Source organism: Parasediminibacterium paludis (assembly GCF_042651445.1).
GTDB classification, from domain to species: Bacteria; Bacteroidota; Bacteroidia; order Chitinophagales; family Chitinophagaceae; genus Parasediminibacterium; species Parasediminibacterium paludis.
Map to the genome: position 1 here is coordinate 620,417 of NZ_JBHSDC010000002.1, position 17,233 is coordinate 637,649.

General features: G+C 35.8%; 12 protein-coding genes. 11 read left to right on the forward strand and 1 reads right to left on the reverse strand.

Annotated features, from left to right (window positions below; genetic code table 11):
- Positions 1 to 3 precede the first annotated feature (3 nt).
- The 10 genes from ACFOW1_RS03250 to ACFOW1_RS03295 all read left to right on the forward strand — a co-directional run bounded on the left by ACFOW1_RS03250 (position 4) and on the right by ACFOW1_RS03295 (position 11,478).
- Positions 4 to 336 carry a hypothetical protein gene (locus tag ACFOW1_RS03250; RefSeq protein ID WP_379012277.1) on the forward strand — a complete coding sequence of 111 codons (333 nt, stop codon included), beginning with the start codon at positions 4 to 6 and terminating at the stop codon, positions 334 to 336.
- 116 nt (positions 337 to 452) lie between these two features.
- Entirely contained in the window at positions 453 to 947 is a 495-nt protein-coding gene (locus ACFOW1_RS03255) for a hypothetical protein (protein ID WP_379012278.1), read from the forward strand.
- Between the two features lie 121 nt (positions 948 to 1,068).
- On the forward strand, positions 1,069 to 1,605 hold the full coding sequence (locus ACFOW1_RS03260) for an RNA methyltransferase (protein WP_379012279.1): 537 nt from the start codon (positions 1,069 to 1,071) through the stop codon (positions 1,603 to 1,605).
- 13 nt (positions 1,606 to 1,618) lie between these two features.
- Positions 1,619 to 2,551: a UbiA-like polyprenyltransferase gene (locus ACFOW1_RS03265; protein WP_379012280.1), complete on the forward strand. Its 933-nt coding sequence runs from the start codon at positions 1,619 to 1,621 to the stop codon at positions 2,549 to 2,551.
- Between the two features lie 44 nt (positions 2,552 to 2,595).
- Positions 2,596 to 3,006 (forward strand): Holliday junction resolvase RuvX, encoded by a 411-nt coding sequence (gene ruvX, locus ACFOW1_RS03270; RefSeq protein ID WP_379012281.1) that lies wholly within the window; start codon positions 2,596 to 2,598, stop codon positions 3,004 to 3,006.
- 80 nt (positions 3,007 to 3,086) lie between these two features.
- Positions 3,087 to 3,665 carry a peptide deformylase gene (def, locus tag ACFOW1_RS03275; protein WP_379012282.1) on the forward strand — a complete coding sequence of 193 codons (579 nt, stop codon included), beginning with the start codon at positions 3,087 to 3,089 and terminating at the stop codon, positions 3,663 to 3,665.
- On the forward strand, positions 3,662 to 4,591 hold the full coding sequence (locus tag ACFOW1_RS03280; protein ID WP_379012283.1) for a hypothetical protein: 930 nt from the start codon (positions 3,662 to 3,664) through the stop codon (positions 4,589 to 4,591). The genes def and ACFOW1_RS03280 overlap by 4 nt, the downstream gene beginning before the upstream one ends.
- A gap of 241 nt (positions 4,592 to 4,832) precedes the next feature.
- Positions 4,833 to 5,936: a putative type IX sorting system protein PorV2 gene (locus ACFOW1_RS03285; RefSeq protein ID WP_379012284.1), complete on the forward strand. Its 1,104-nt coding sequence runs from the start codon at positions 4,833 to 4,835 to the stop codon at positions 5,934 to 5,936.
- A gap of 18 nt (positions 5,937 to 5,954) precedes the next feature.
- Positions 5,955 to 11,018, forward strand: a complete 5,064-nt coding sequence (porU2, locus tag ACFOW1_RS03290; RefSeq protein ID WP_379012285.1) for a putative type IX secretion system sortase PorU2 — start codon at positions 5,955 to 5,957, stop codon at positions 11,016 to 11,018.
- 82 nt (positions 11,019 to 11,100) lie between these two features.
- Positions 11,101 to 11,478, forward strand: a complete 378-nt coding sequence (locus ACFOW1_RS03295) for an RDD family protein (protein ID WP_379012286.1) — start codon at positions 11,101 to 11,103, stop codon at positions 11,476 to 11,478.
- A 41-nt stretch (positions 11,479 to 11,519) separates the two neighbouring features.
- On the opposite strand, the gene ACFOW1_RS03300 is transcribed toward ACFOW1_RS03295, so the two are convergent.
- Positions 11,520 to 12,665, reverse strand: coding sequence for a retroviral-like aspartic protease family protein (locus ACFOW1_RS03300; protein ID WP_379012287.1), 1,146 nt, complete (start codon positions 12,663 to 12,665; stop codon positions 11,520 to 11,522).
- An 874-nt stretch (positions 12,666 to 13,539) separates the two neighbouring features.
- Here ACFOW1_RS03300 and dnaE point away from each other — a divergent pair.
- A complete protein-coding gene (gene dnaE, locus ACFOW1_RS03305) occupies positions 13,540 to 17,211 on the forward strand; it encodes a DNA polymerase III subunit alpha (protein ID WP_379012288.1) in 3,672 nt (1,223 codons plus the stop codon).
- The last annotated feature ends 22 nt before the right edge of the window (positions 17,212 to 17,233 follow it).

Sequence of the window (17,233 nt, forward strand, 5' to 3'; positions counted from 1 at the left end):
ATTATGAAACAAAAAATTTACATGTCAATACTGCTAATGGTATTATTGGCAACAACGGTAACTTCTAAAGCTACTAATCTTGAACCCATTGCAGTTGCCACGAGCACTGCCGCTAATGCTAACAGTGAAGCTATCAAAGAGGCTAATCTTGTACGCATAAAAGCGAGAATAGAGGAAATAAGAGACATGGATAAATCGACACTAACTAGTGCCGATAGAAAGGCTTTAAGAAAAGAACTGAGAGTTTTAGGCAAAGAAGCTAGAAACAATGGCGGTATTTATTTGTCTGTGGGTGCTATTATTATCATCATTTTATTATTGATCTTGATATTATAATACAACAAGAGGCAGCGATAACTCAGATGGGCGTGTCGTATAACGGTACTGCAAAATAATAGGGTTTGGCTTTACTGGCATATATCTATCAGTTTAAAATAAAATACGTTGTAACGATGAAGGTAATAATAAATTATTTATTGGGTATATTGGTAATGGCTTCTATGCTACAAAGCTGTAAAAAAGACGATAACAGTAGTGCATATCCGTCTGGTCAAGGTAGTTTCACTGCAACAGGTGGTTTATCGCTTAACTTAACAGGTACGTACAGCACTTTTAAACGCGTTACAACTTCTACTTACGATAGTATTTATGTAGGCGGTTATACTTTAACGCCACAAGCAATTGTGGGGTTAACTTTTGTAAACGTAAAAACGCCAACTACTTTGCCATTAAATACAGCAACATCATCTCAAACCGCCATTGCAGGTTATTTTACAGGTACGAATGCAGCGTCAGATTATTATTTTAGTACGTTAAGTACCACACCAGGTACCGTTACTATTACCGCTATTTCCTCTACTACTATAGAAGGTACTTACACCACTTCTGTTAAAAATGTAGCTGGTGCAACGATTTCGTTTTCTGGCACTTTTAAAGGTAGTTTTTAAGCAATATCTTTCAAGGAATTTATAAACAGACAATCCCGCAACTAGTTGCGGGATTGTCTGTTTATATGGTAAATGTATGTGTTGTCGTTATCTTTTTAGTCACTCTCATATCTTTGCAGGTATGAGAAAGTTAAGCATGGACGATTTGGGGCGAATAAGTAAGGAGGCATTTAAGCAAGCTGAGAAAAATCCCATAGTTGCAGTGCTAGATAATATTAGGAGTATGCACAATGTAGGTAGCGTGTTCAGAACTGCGGATGCGTTTTTGATAGAAGCTATTTGCCTTTGTGGCTTTACACCACAACCACCACACAGAGATATTCATAAAACAGCTTTAGGCGCAACAGAAACGGTTGATTGGTTGTATTATGAAGAAACAGCCAATGCTGTAAACGATTTAAAGCAAAGAGGCTATAAAGTTTTTGCAGTAGAACAGGTTGAAGGCAGTATTTCGTTAGAAAAATTTGTAAATCATAGCAGCGAAAAGATAGCCGTGGTATTTGGCAATGAAGTAGAAGGAGTAGACGAAGCCATTCTGCACTTGTGTGATGGCTGTATAGAAATACCGCAATTAGGCACCAAGCATTCTTTAAACATAAGCGTAGCTGCAGGTATTGTGCTATGGAAATTGTCTGAACCAAGATTTAGTAAGATTTAATCGATTATAAGGAATGAGTAAAGTAAAAAATTATTTGTCGTTAGTAAAATTTTCGCACACCATTTTCGCCATGCCTTTTGCTTTTATTGGGTTTAGTTTGGGGGTAAGATATAGAAATGATTTGCATGGTAGCATTATTCCTACAAGTAAAGAAAGCTACACATTTCAACACTTAGATTTGGGTTTTGACTTGGTTGAGTTTATTGGCAAATTCTTTCTCGTTCTTATCTGCATGATTTCAGCTCGTAGTGCTGCTATGGCTTTTAATCGATATTTAGATAGGAGCTTTGATGCTAAAAATCCACGTACTGCTATTAGAGAAATTCCCGCTGGTATTATTTCGGCTAATAGTGCTTTACGTTTTGTGATTCTGTCATCCGTCATCTTTGTTGTAGCCACTTACTTTATTAATACTATTTGCTTTGCACTTAGCCCTGTTGCTTTGTTTGTCATTTTATTTTACAGCTATACCAAACGTTTTACAGCTTTGTGTCATTTGGTGTTGGGTTTGGGTTTATCGCTAGCGCCAATAGGTGCTTATTTAGCTGTTACAGGAAGATTTGACCTCTTGCCAATTTTGTTTTCATTATCCGTAATTTTTTGGGTAAGTGGTTTCGATATCATTTTTGCATTGCAAGATGTTGAGTTCGACCAATCGCAACAATTGTATTCAATACCTGCTGTTTTGGGTAAAGGCAAAGGTTTACGTGTATCTGAAATATTGCATGTTGTAAGTGCAGCATGTGTGATTGCAGCAGGTTTTTATGGTCATTTTCACTGGCTCTATTGGCTAGGTGTAGCTGTATTTGTAACCATGCTTATTTACCAACATGCCATTGTAAAACCTAATGATTTAAGCAAAGTAAACCTTGCTTTTATGACGGCAAACGGTATTGCAAGTGTAGTTTTTGCAGTGTTTGTAATTGCTGATGTAGTAATATTGTAATTTTTCTAATTGTATTCATCGATTGAAATTTTCATTTAGGGCTTATGGCACGCATTCTTTGTTTAGATTATGGCGCAAAACGCACAGGCATTGCAGTTACCGATCCTATGCAAATTATTGCCACCGCTTTAACGACTATCGATACCAAAACCTTAATGCCTTTTTTAAAAGATTATTTTTCAAAAGAATCTGTGGAATTAATCCTAATCGGTATGCCTTTAAATTTGGATGATACACCTACGCATGGCACACCTTTGGTTTTGTCAGCTATCAAGCAACTACACAAAAATTTCCCCATAATACCTGTACAAACAGTTGATGAACGTTATTCTTCTAAAAACGCCTCAAGAGCCATGGTAGACATGGGCATGAAAAAGAAAGATAGACAAGTAAAAGCCAATATTGACCAAGTAGCTGCTACCATGTTGTTACAAGAGTATTTGCTTAATCGTTAATCACAACTTCACATTGCTTATATTTGTGCTCTTAAATTATCTTTTAAATACCTGCTTTGTAGTAGGATTTCTCGAGTGATATGATTTTACCAATAGTAGCTTACGGCAACCCCATTTTACGTAAAGTAGCAGAAGAAATTACACCTGATTATCCCGAATTGAAGAAACTCTTGGATGATATGTGGGAAACCATGTACAGCAGTTATGGTGTTGGTTTGGCGGCTCCTCAAATTAATAGAAATATTCGTTTGTTTATTATTGATAGTAAACAAATTTTTGACAATCAAGACGATGAAGATAAAGGGAAGTATAGCGATGAACCTGGTCTTAAAGAAACATTCATCAATGCTAAAATTGTAGAGTTATCCGGGCCAGAATGGGTTTACAACGAAGGTTGCTTATCGATACCAAAAATTAGAGAAGATGTAAGTCGCCACGAAACGGTGGTACTCGAATATTTAGATGCTAATTTTAAACTGCAAGTAAAAACATTTACTGGCATTACTGCCCGTATAATTTTACATGAGTACGACCATATTGAAGGTAAATTATTCATCGATTACTTAAAACCTTTGCGTAAGAAAATGCTTGGTAGTAAACTAACAGATATTACTAAGGGCAAAGTGAAAGTAGATTATAGAATGAGTTTTGGTAAATGATAATACGCCTATTGATAGCTTTTCTATTAATGAGTGCTGTAGCCGCAGCGCAGGATACTTCTATCATCATTGATAATAAAAAAATTAATCTACCTGAGGTAGTTGTTCGGAATCATTTTGATTATAAAAAAGTACTGCAACAAATTAAAGACGACACTACGTTTTATAAAGCTTTTCGAAACTTACGTATCTTAAATTATTCATCTTTTAATGATATTAAAATGATGGATAAAAACGGTGCGGTAAAAGCTTCTTTATTTGGTAAAACACAACAGCTTCGTGTTGATGGTTGTAGAACAATGACCATTTTGCAAGAGCAAACAACTGGTGATTTTTACGACAGAAATCATGCTTACAACTATCTCACAGCGGAATTATATGCTGCACTTTTTTTCACCAAAGGTAAAATTTGCGGCGAGGATAATATTGTAACTGGTCATGTGATTTCTACTGCGGGCCAATCTGGTATCAGCAAGCACAAAGAACAGTTGAAAATGCTATTTTTCAACCCCGGCAAAAAGATAAAAGGTATTCCATTTATTGGTGATAAATTGGACTTGTATGATGACCACGCCGCCAAAGTGTACGATTATCGCTTAGATGTTCAAGATTTTCAAGGTAAGCCTTGTTATGTTTTTTCAATTACACCTAAAGAAAAGCTAGGCTTTTTCAAAAAAGATGATATTGTAGTAGATGCGATGATTACTTGGTTTGATATCACAACTTTGGAAGTACTAGCAAGAAATTACTCACTGAGCTACAAAGCTGGTGTGTACGACTTTGACGTGAGTATGGAGGTAGAAATGACCAAATTTGATGGCTTGCTTGTGCCTAAAATTTTGCGCTATAAGGGCAATTGGGATGTTATTTTTAAGAAAAGAGAACGTGGCGTTTTTACTGCCACGCTATTTGATTTTAAGAAATAGTGATGCGTTTTTGTCTGTTGATGAGGATGTACCTTTTTTTAAGTTAGGTTTAAACATTCGTACTATTACTTCTAATTGCCGAAATATTAAATACATCTTAATATATATTTTATATTTTGTATGAATTCATAGATACAAGCAGCAGAAATAGCAATTTTCAGTTCTTTAATTCTGTAAGAAAACATTGCATGAAATAATATCTAAAAACTGCATAATTTACGGCCTATTTATGACGATAAACATGCTAAAATTGAAATTATTTTTAGGGCTTTTACTGCTGTTGCTAGCAAGTAATTGTGATGCCCAGTTTAGAAAATATTCCAACGAATTTTTAAATATTGGTGCTGGCGCAAGAGGTTTAGGAATGGGTAGCGCACAAGTAGCAAGTGTTAATGACGCTACTGCTGGTTATTGGAACCCAGCTGCTTTAACCAATATAACGCTACACCCACAACTAAGTGTGATGCATGCAGAATATTTTTCTGGCATAGCCAAATACGATTTTGCTGGCTTAGCTTTACCCACAAAAGATGGGAATAGAACGTTGGGTATTTCGGTGCTGCGATTTGCTGTAGATGATATTCCTAATACATTGTATCTGGTTGAGCCAGATGGATCCATTAATTATAATAATATTTCTACATTTTCATCAGCAGACTATGCGTTTTTATTAAGTTACTCGCAAAAATTACGTGACGATGATGACATGAAACTAAGTGTTGGCGGCAATGCAAAAGTGATTTACCGTAAGGTGGGTAGCTTTGCACAGGCATGGGGTTTTGGTTTTGATGTGGGTATTCAAATGCAAAAAAGAAATTGGCACTTGGCAGCCGTGCTTCGCGATGCTACAACTACCTTCAACGCTTGGAGCTTTTCGTTTACTGATAGAGAAAAACAAGTATTGTATTTAACCAATAATGACATACCTGTAAAAAGTACAGAAATGACTGCGCCAAGATTGGTGCTTGGTACTGGTTATAATTTTGAATTTAATCCTAAATTTCATTTATTGACAGAGGCTAATTTAAGCTGCACATTTGATGGTAAGCGAAATACAGTCATCAGTTCAAGTGCTGTTAGTATTGACCCAAGTGTGGGTTTTGAAGCGAATTTTAATAACAATTTATTTCTTCGTGGCGGTATCTCTAATTTTCAGCAGGCTTTAAGTGACGGTGACACAACCAACCAGAAAAAGGTTTGGATTTATCAACCAAGCATTGGTGCCGGTTTTCGATTTGGTAATGTAGGTATTGATTATGCTTTTACCAATTTGGCCAATCAATCCAATCCATTGTACACGCATATTTTTTCTTTAAAAATAGATTTAGTTAGAAAAGAAAAATAAAGTTGCAACGCTCATTTTATGCGAAAAATATTTACCATCATCATATTGTTGTTTGCCGCCAAATTAGTGGCGCAGCCTTTTAACAACGAATGGATTGATTACACCAAAACTTATTACAAATTTAAAGTAGGAAAAACTGGCTTGTACCGAATTATGCAAGCAGATTTGCCATCGGCAATTCAAGCAACCAACGCCAACCAATTTCAATTGTGGCGTAATGGTAAACAAGTGGTATTACATACAAGTGTTACCAATGGACCTTTATCTAGCAATGATTATATTGAGTTTTGGGGTGAGAAAAATGATGGGGTAACAGATAAATATTTGTACCGTGATGCGAGTTTTCAGGTAAGTGATAAAGTGAGTTTGCAAACAGATACAGCAGCTTTCTTCTTAACAGTGAATACCTCAGTAGCTAATAATTTGCGCTATTCAACTGGTATAAACGATGTAGCAAATAATACTCTAGCAGCAGACACTTATTTCATGTACAATTACAGGATTAATTTTACTGACATTATCAACCGTGGTTATGCGGAAAATGCTGGTGAAAATGTGTATTCTTCATCGTATGATATTGGTGAGTTTTGGAGTTCCAGAGAAATTCAATTGGCTGCACCATATACGGTAAATTTACCTAATCTATATGCGGCTAATGTTGCAACTTCCGCAAGCATAGCTAGCGCTTTTGCCGCAAACGCTAATAAAAATAGGAATGTACAGCTAAGGCTAAACAATAATTTATTAATTGACCAAACATTAAATGGTTTTACAGCCATTACAGCAAATAATTCTAATGTTAGTTTAGCTGGTTTAACCAATACTACCGATAATTTCAATCTTAAAATTGTTACTTCAGATAGTTTTGATAGAGTGGTTTGTGCCTATATCGATTTAAAATATCCCCGTCAATTTAATTTTGGAGGAGCCAGTAGTTTCAATTTTACATTAGCAGCCTCCCCAAATGGTAATTTCTTAAATATTACCAACTTTAGTGCTGGCGGTGCTACACCAGTTTTGTATGATATCACCAACAATATACACTATACCGCAAACACTGCTACAGTAGGTGTTCTAAAGTTTGCTTTACCACCATCTACCGCAGAAACGAATTTTATTTTAGTAAGTGAAGATGTGAGTAATATTACTTATGCCAATAATTTTCAGCAGCGCAATTTCATTAATTATACTGCCACTAGCAATCAAGGCGATTATTTAATTGTGTCTAACAAATTATTGATGACAGGCAACAATCCAGTAGAGCAATATAGACAATATAGGGCAAGCAGTGGAGGTGGTAATTATAATGCTAAAATATTTGATATAGACGAACTTGTAGATCAATTTGCTTATGGCATAAAAAAACATCCTTTAAGTATTAAAAATTTTATACGCTACGCCAAAGCAACATTTAGTAAGCAGCCCAATTTTGTTTTTCTTATCGGTAAAGGTGTTACATATGATGCTTATCGAAGCAATGAGTCGTCACCCTATGCCGATAGGCTAAACCTTGTACCCACTTGGGGCTGGCCAGCAAGCGACAATTTACTAGTTTCTGCTGATTTTAGCCCGATACCTTCCATTAATGTTGGCAGATTATCAGTTACTGGCACACAAGAATTAACCGATTATTTGCAAAAAATTAAAGATTACGAACTACAAGCAACATCTACTAACCAAACTATTAGCAACAAAGCCTGGATGAAACAAATGGTGCATGTGGTAGGTGCAGAAGATGCTAGCTTAGATGCATTATTGACTTATTACTTAAAGAATTATGAAAACATTATAAGAGATACTTTACTAGGCGCCACAGTAACCAATTTTAATAAAACGAGTACAGCCGCCATTGCTACAACCAGTACCCAAATGAGTAATTTGTTTTCTAATGGGATTAGTATGCTTTCTTATTTTGGCCATTCTGCTGCGTCTGCTTTAAGTTATAATTTAAATGATCCTCAAGATTATAACAATGTAGGAAAATATCCTATGTTTTTGGTAAATGGATGTAGTGCGGGTAATTTTTTCGATTTTGATACCACCAGGACTTTTATTATTACATCTCTTGCAGAGAAGTTTGTATCAGCGCAAAACCGAGGCGCTATTGGGTTTATAGGTAGTACCCATTTTGGCTTAACGTCTTACTTAGATACCTATTCTACTGGATTTTATAAATCATTAGCCAATGCTGGTTATGGCAAGCCAGTTACCAAAAATATACTTGACGGTATTACTGCTTTGAAGAACAGTTCGTCAAATTTTTCTGATTATTTTTCAAGAACACATGCTGAAGAATCTGTTTTAAATGGTGATCCTAGCATCGTAATCTATGCTGCTGCCAAACCGGATTTTGTGGTGGAAGATCCGCAAGTAAGTATTAGCCCAACCGTGTTGTCGGTAAACGATAATCAATTTATAGTAAATGCATATTTGTATAATATTGGTAAAGCTACTGGTGATTCTGTTACAGTTTTGGTGAAGCGTCAATATCCTGATGGCAGCTCGCAAATTATTTATAACCAACGCATTAAAAGTGTACGTTATGAAGATTCAATAAGTTTGACTGTGCCAATTATTGCAACAAGAGATAAAGGCAATAATGCTATCACTGTAACCATTGACAGCGATAACAAATACGATGAACTAAGTGAAGTGAACAATAGCATTACGAAATCATTCGTCATTTTTGATGATGCAGTTACGCCTGTATACCCATTGAACCATGCTATCGTTAATAAAGCGAATATCAAATTGGTTGCTTCTACAGCCAATCCTTTGAGTACGTTACGCAACTTTGTGATGGATATAGATACCACTGAACTCTTCAACTCTAGTTTAAAAGTTACTAAAAACTTGGCTTCAGTTGGTGGTGTTCTTGAGTTTGATCCCGGTATAAGTTTTAAAGATAGCACGGTCTACTATTGGCGTGTGGCGCAAGTACCAACAAGTGGAAGTTATGTTTATAGTAAAAGTAGTTTTATTTATTTGGCAAACGCCGCTTCTTTAGGTTTTAACCAGTCGCATGTGTATCAACAAACGCATAGTACACTTAACCAAATTAGTATTGATACTGCGAAAGGTCAATTTAATTTTACACCAAATCCCACAAAGATTACTATTCGTAATGCGGTATATCCATATGGCAGCGATGCGCAAATTAATTACTCAGTGGCCATCAACGATAATATAAATCCATATATTGAAGGTGCAAGTTATAGGGCTACTAATATCACATTTAATGTTTTTGACTCTGTGAGTTTGAAAGCTATGTTTAATACCAATCCTGGTCAGCCTGGTCAATACGGTTCATTAGGAATTCCAGGTGGTACGATTGCTGGCCGAGAATACGATTTTGCATTTGCAACGAATAATCCCGCTGATAGAAAAAAAGCCATGGATTTTATGGATAATATAATTCCGTCTGGTGCCTATGTGGTGGTAAGGTCTATGATTATTGAGTCTTTTGGTTACGACTTTGCTACTGATTTAAAGCAAGATGAAAACATATACGGCGCAGGTAATAGCTTATACGATCGTTTAAAAAATGCTGGATTTGCCGATATCGATTCTTTTAACAGGCCAAGAAGTTTTGTATTTATTTATCGCAAAGGGGGTAATGGTTTTGTTCCTATTTCTAAATTTTCGGTAGATAAGTACGATAAAGTAGTGTTAGATGCCACAGTTACGCCATTGCATGATAATGGTACTATTTTATCTCCGTTATTTGGGAAAGCACAGCAATGGAAGCAATTGTTATTTTCTGGTACAAAAACGTTTGCAAGTAACATTATAAAGGTACAAGTACTTGGTACAAAAGTAAATGCAACTGTTGCTGATACATTGTTTACTGTCAATGAAACACAGACAACTGTTGATTTAAGTAGTATTAACGCAACTACCTATCCCTTTTTACAATTGTACGTAACCCTAGCCGACACTGTGAAATTGAGTCCTTATCAGTTTAAATATTGGCGCTTTTTGTACAACCCAGTACCCGAAGGTGCTATTGCGCCAAATATTAAATATACTTTTAAAGATACCCTTCAAGCGGGTGAAAATTTAAACCTCGCTCTTGCCTTTAAAAATGTAGGCGATGCAATTTTTTCGGATAGTATTTTGGTGAAAATGCAAGTGGTAGATAAGAATAACACAACCACTACTTTGCCTGCTGCAAAACTTAAAAAGATTGTATCGGGTGATACTGCTTTGGTAGTGGCAACTATTAGTACCAAAAGTTTTAGTGGCGCCAATACCTTATTTGTAGATGTAAATCCAGATAATTCGCAACTTGAGCAATATCATTTCAATAATTTTTTGTATAAGAATTTCGTGGTGAAAAGTGATATTATTAAGCCAATATTGGATGTCACATTTGATGGGGTACACATTTTAAACAATGATATTGTTGCTGCTAAGCCAGCTATCCATATTAAGTTGAAAGATGAATCGATGTATCTAGCATTAGATGATACGTCTTTAATGACTGTGCAATTACGGTTTCCAGACAATTCGTTGCGTAAGTATCGCTTTAATACCGATACGTTGCGTTTTACGGCTGCTAACTTAGCCAGTGGTGAAAACGCTGCTACCATTGATTTTACCCCTTATTTGTTACTTGATGGAAATTACGAACTGATAGTAACAGGAAAAGACAAATCGGGCAATACTTCTGGTACACAAGAGTATCGTGTAATATTTACCGTGTACAACAAAGCCATGATTAGTAATGTGTTTAACTATCCAAATCCATTTACCACTTCTACAGCATTTGCTTTTACACTTACAGGTACAGTAGTACCACAGAACATTAAAATTCAAATATTAACGGTAACTGGTAAAATAGTGAGAGAAATTACTAAAGACGAATTGGGGCCTCTACATGTTGGAAATAATATTACTGAGTTTAAATGGGATGGTACCGATATGTACGGTAGCAAATTGGGAAATGGCGTGTATTTGTATCGTGTGGTTACCAATTTAAATGGTAGCAGTTTAGATAAATTTAATGTGCCTACCAACGTAGCTAATAGCACAGATACCTATTTTAAAGCAGGTTATGGTAAAATGTATTTAATGCGCTAAGGCATTCAATCTTTAATCATTAAACTATCAATTCAAAGCTCTAATAATATTCGTTTATTTGCCGCAAAATGGCGCAAGTATTATGAAACAAGTAGGTATAGGTACACGGGTCATAAATTTTTTAGTAGACACTATTTTGATAGCTATTATTGCCTATTTTATGGCAAAATGGTATCGCTTTTACGTATATTTCTACGGCTATAAGGGTCATAATTTTGCGTTCTTTTTCTGGAGTACCTTGGTAGTGTACTATACTTTTTTCGAAGCCATTTTTACTCGAACACCTGGTAAGTTTTTAAGCTATTCAAAAGTAGTAAGTAGTAATGGTAAACGGCCAAACATCTTACAAGTTTTGGTTCGTAGCTTGGTACGTATTACAATTATCGATTTATTTTTTCAGCCATTGCTTAATAAAACCTTACACGATTATTTAAGCAAAACTGATGTAGTAGAAGTTTAAATAATGTGAAACGTAAGTGGTGAAAATGCTGCTCGATAGGTTTATAATAACGTACTTCTTTTAAGCGTTATAATTTCACCATTCATTTTTTCTATCGTAATTGTAGGTTCTTTATACTGATAAGTCCACAGCAAATACGCACATTCACTAGTAAAATCACTATAATGTTTGCCATTTACGGCTTTTACATGCTCGCCAATACTTAGTGCAGATGCGGTTGAGCGTGCATTAATATTTTTACTTGCAACCACAAGATTACCATCTTGCATGATAACGGCAGCATCAAATTGATTTAATGGCGCTATTTCCTCATTTTTTAGCAAAAGGTGCATGGTGTTTATACTAAAATTAAACACCAACTGTTTACAAGCGCCATTAAAGAATTGTACGCCAAGTTTGGTATCTGTTTTATTGCTTAAACTCACAGGTACTTTGGTAAATAATGTGTTATTGATGTACAAGCTATCGGCTACAAAATAAGTAACGGTATCAGGCTTGCCTAAACCTAATAGACCCATACTCGATGTGATAAATTGCTTGGCTTTTTGTTCACCAATTTTATTTTTCGATTCATTGTCTAGCCCGTCTACATTTTGATTTACATCAAAAATTTGCGTGAAACCCATGTCAATCAAGCAATTTGAATAGATTTTACCTTTAACTGCAAAATTGATATGAGGTCGCCCACCTTTGTAAGTTATGGGCCAAGTTATCATTCTATAATCTGTTTTAAAAGGCGTGTTAGAAATATACAATACTTGCTTTTGAAAATCAATTTTCCAGTTAAATTTCTTTATTACATCTTGACCAAGTAATACCAAATTGGCACAGTTGAGGTATTGCATATTATAGCTAAGCCCTTTAAAATTCGTCACCTTTTTACGGCCAATTGCTAGCGTTGGTATAAAAGTATTATCTATTTTGGCTACTTGTTGGTTGGCATCTTTCACTTTACGTTGCCCAGCTAGAACTTCAATATTAGCGCTGGCATTTGTGTTGGTATTAGAAACAGTGGTAGTTGAACCAGTATCAAAAGCAAAATCTATGGGTGTACCATTAATACTACCTCTAAAAACTATTAATCGTTTTTCTAAACTAAACGGTATGGTATCTATTTCAGAAGATTGCGCAGCTAAGCTTGCACAAAAAAATAAGCTCCCAAAGATGCTTGTAAACCAATATTTCATGACGTGACATTCTTATTAAAAGGAAATAAATATCATGTCTTTCAAGGGGTGAATTGTATCGTAACGTAAAAGTACAACTGAAATTGTTATTATTGTTACTAAAGCAGCTTGTTATAATCTAATTTTCAGGAATACGGATTCTTTGAAATTTCTTTTACTACAATCAATGACACATAGTAAGGATAGAAGTATAGAAAGCATCAAAGTTATTTAAGATAGCTTAATGTATTCTAATGCGTTGATGTAGTGTGTATGTTTTAGCTTTCTCGCAGATGTTACACAGAGCTATAATGACCATTACAGGAGAAAATTAAGGCTGTCATGCAAGTAATAAGCAAAGCATAATGCCCTTTTTATCAAATATTTATTACGAAAACCTGCTAGGTGCCTACTAATATCAGCGAAGCTATGTACAATATTTACTAAGTGCCCACCAGCCTTAGCGAAGAGGCTACCAACACCAGCTAGCAAACGTAAAGCTTCGGCTAAGTGCCTACAAGAAATGGATAAGCACCTGCGGATATTAGCTAAGAGGTGTATAGGATTAGCGAAGAGGCTACTAGTATTAACTAAGAAGCTACCAATACCAGCGAAGTGCCTACATGTCTCTGCGAAGCAGATACAATATTTAAAAAGCATATACAAATGCAAACATCTTAGACTTATTTAAAAAAGTGAATCAAATAAAATTAAAGAACTTTAACAATAGTCATCTGTCTAATCGTTGTTATTATATAAATCCTATAAAATCCCCGTTCAGACAATCCCAATGTGGAAAATTGCCCATCGCTAAAATCGTGCTAATCAGCGATATTTGTTTGTTCCGATTGTTAGTAGGTATCTATTAGAGTCATTCAAATAATTCGTGTTATAAATGCAATTTTCTCATCTACATGTTCATACGCAATATTCGCTGCTTGATGGTGCGGCTAATATTGGCGATTTGTTTAAAAAAGCAGGTAAGTTTAATATGCCTGCATTAGCTATTACCGACCACGGTAATATGTTTGGTGCTTTTGAATTTGTAGCCAATGCTTGGAAAAATACCAAAGTGGTAGGTAAAGATGCGAATGGGAAAGATATTCTTGAACCAACGATAAAACCAATTGTGGGTTGTGAGTTTTATGTGGTTGCCGATAGACATGCAAAAGTGTTTACCAAAGGCGAGAAAGATGTGCGCTATCACCAAGTATTGCTGGCAAAGAATAAAGTGGGGTATCAAAACTTGGTGAAGTTAACATCGCTTGGGTTTATAGAAGGGATGTACAGCAAATACCCGCGTATAGATAAAGAGCTGATTTTAAAATACCATGAAGGGTTGATAGCAACCACTTGCTGCATAGGTGCGTATGTACCACAAACTATTTTACATAAAGATGAAGCAGCGGCTGAAAAAGAATTTAAATGGTGGTTAGATTTGTTTGGTGAGGATTATTATGTAGAAATTCAGCGCCACAACATTAAAGAGCAGGACATTATTAATCAAACACTTTTAAAGTTTGCTAAGAAGCATCATGTACCGGTGATTGCTACAAATGACAGCCATTATACAGACCAGGATGATTACAATGCGCATGATATTTTACTATGTATTAATACAGGTGAAAAACAAGCGACACCAGGCTTTGACGATATTGTAAATGATGATGCACAGATAAAAAACAAGCGTTTTAAGTTTCCAAATGATCAGTTTTATTTCAAGTCGCCCGACGAAATGATACAATTGTTTGCCGATATTCCAGAGAGTATTGACAATACCAATAGGATTGTAGATAAGGTAGAGGTACTGAACTTAAAACGAGACATTGCTCTGCCAAATTTCCCTATACCAAAAGCATTTAAGGTACATGCAGATGATACATTAAACCAATGGGAATATCTGCGCCATATTACCTACGAGGGTGCCAAAGAACGCTACATAGACATCAGTCCAGAAGCGCAAGAACGGATAGATTTTGAGCTGAATACGATTAAAATGATGGGTTTTGCGGGTTATTTCTTAATTGTGGGTGACTTTATTAAAGCTGGTAGAGATATGGGCGTGTTTGTAGGGCCCGGCCGTGGTTCTGCGGCAGGTTCGGTAGTAGCCTATTGTATTGGCATCACCAATATTGATCCTATTAAATACAACTTGCTATTTGAGCGTTTCTTAAATCCAGATCGTAAATCAATGCCCGATATTGATACAGATTTTGATGATGATGGTAGGCAGAAAGTAATTGACTATGTGGTTCAGAAATATGGTAAATCGCAGGTGGCGCAGATTATTACTTATGGTACAATGGCTGCGAAAAGTAGTATTGCCGACGTAGCCAGAGTAATGGATTTGCCATTGCCAGAAAGCAGAATGCTTACCAAGCTAGTACCCGATAAACCCGGTACTAACTTGGGTAGAGTATTGAAAGCGCCACTTACCAAAAAAGATGGTGAAAAAAGCCTGGAAGAAAAAGAAGGTTTGCAAGCTGAAGATCTTGAGAATATTAGACAGCTTCGTGAAATATATAATAGTAATGACGAAAAATCCAAAGTATTAAAAGAGGCAGAAAGGCTAGAAGGTAGTGTTAGAAATACGGGTATTCACGCAGCAGGTATTATTATTGCGCCAAAAGATTTAACGGATTTAATTCCTGTAGGTACGTCAAAAGAATCTGATTTGTGGCTCACGCAGTTTCAAGGTAATATTATTGAAGAGGCAGGGGTAATTAAGATGGACTTCTTGGGCCTAAAAACCTTGTCTATTTTGAAAACGGCTTTAGAATTAATTAAGCAAAACCATGGTGAAGATATTGCTATCGACGATATTCCTTTAGATGATGAATTAACTTACCAGTTGTATCAAAAAGGTGAAACCAACGCCACGTTTCAGTTTGAAAGTGTGGGTATGCAAAAATACCTACGCGAATTAAAACCTGATCAATTTGGTGACTTGATTGCCATGAACGCATTGTACCGCCCAGGACCTATCGCTTATATCCCAGACTTTATTGAGCGTAAGCATGGTAGGCAGGAAATTACTTACGATTTGCCTGATATGGAAGAATATCTCCAAGAAACCTATGGTATAACAGTGTATCAAGAACAGGTGATGTTGCTATCTCAAAAGCTAGCAGGGTTCTCCAAAGGTGATGCCGATGTATTGCGTAAAGCGATGGGTAAAAAGCAAATTGCGGTACTAAATAAAATGAAAGCGCAATTTTTAGAAGGGGCTATGGCCAAAGGGCATCCTGAAGATAAGTTGAATAAAATATGGACAGACTGGGAAGCTTTTGCACAGTATGCTTTTAATAAATCACACTCTACTTGCTATGCTTTTGTGGCTTATCAAACGGCTTATTTAAAAGCCCATTATCCTAGTGAGTATATGGCAGCGGTATTAAACCATGCTGGTAGTATAGATAAGATTACTTTCTTTATGGAAGAATGTAAGAGCATGGGTATTAGAGTGCTTGGTCCTGATGTAAACGAATCGCTAAAAGGCTTTGCGGTAAATAGTCGTGGCGAAATTAGATTTGGTTTAGGTGGCTTAAAAGGTGCCGGTGATGTAGCGGTAGATAGTGTAATTAATGAGCGCAAACAAAATGGCCCTTACGTAGATATTTTTGATTTTATCAAACGTTCTGTATCAAGAAGCGTGAATAAAAAATCGCTGGAAAGTTTTGCATACAGTGGGGCGTTTGATTGTTTTCCTCAATTGCACAGGGCGCAGTATTTTAATACGCCCGATGGTGAAAAAATGAGCGGCTTAGAAAAGATTATTGGCTATGGTCAAGTAACACAAAACTTGGCTACAGGTACTACCAATACTTTGTTTGGCGATTTACCTTCAGAAATGAACATTCCTACACCAAAAATAGCCCCATGTGAAGAATGGAGTTTAACTGAAAAATTAGGCTATGAGAAAGAGATAACAGGCATGTTTATGAGCGGTCATCCGTTAGACCATTTTAAGTTTGAAATGAAGTATTACGGCATCATGCAGTTGAGCGATTTCAATGAATTAAAAGAAAGTAATACATTAATGCAAAGCAACGTGGGTAAGCCTTTTAGAATTGCAGGCTTGGTAATAGATGCACAGCACAGAACTACAAAAACAGGCAGAAACTTTGGGATTTTAACCATAGAAGATTTTAGTGGTAAAACTGAAATTGCACTTTGGAGCGATGATTATATGAAGTTTCAAAATTATCTAGATAAAGGCAAAAATGTATTGGTAAATGGTTTTTTCAAAGCATCATGGAAAGCCGACTCTTTTGAATTTAAAGTTGGTAGTATTTCCTTATTAGAAACTGCTAAACAAAACTTAACTAAAAGCATTGAAATTAATGTCCATCCTGCCGCAATTTCAGGCGATTTTGTTGATTTTATTAGCACCAATGTGAAAAATAATCCTGGTAAAACATCGTTGAAGTTTAATGTTATTGAGCCAAGAGACAATCTCAAAATAAGTATGTACACAACCGATAAAGGCTTTACCATGAATGAAGACATGGCAGATTTTTTATTAAATAATTTAGATATAGAGATTAATGTCGGGTTGACTGCATAAGTACCATTAATCCCAAATTTTT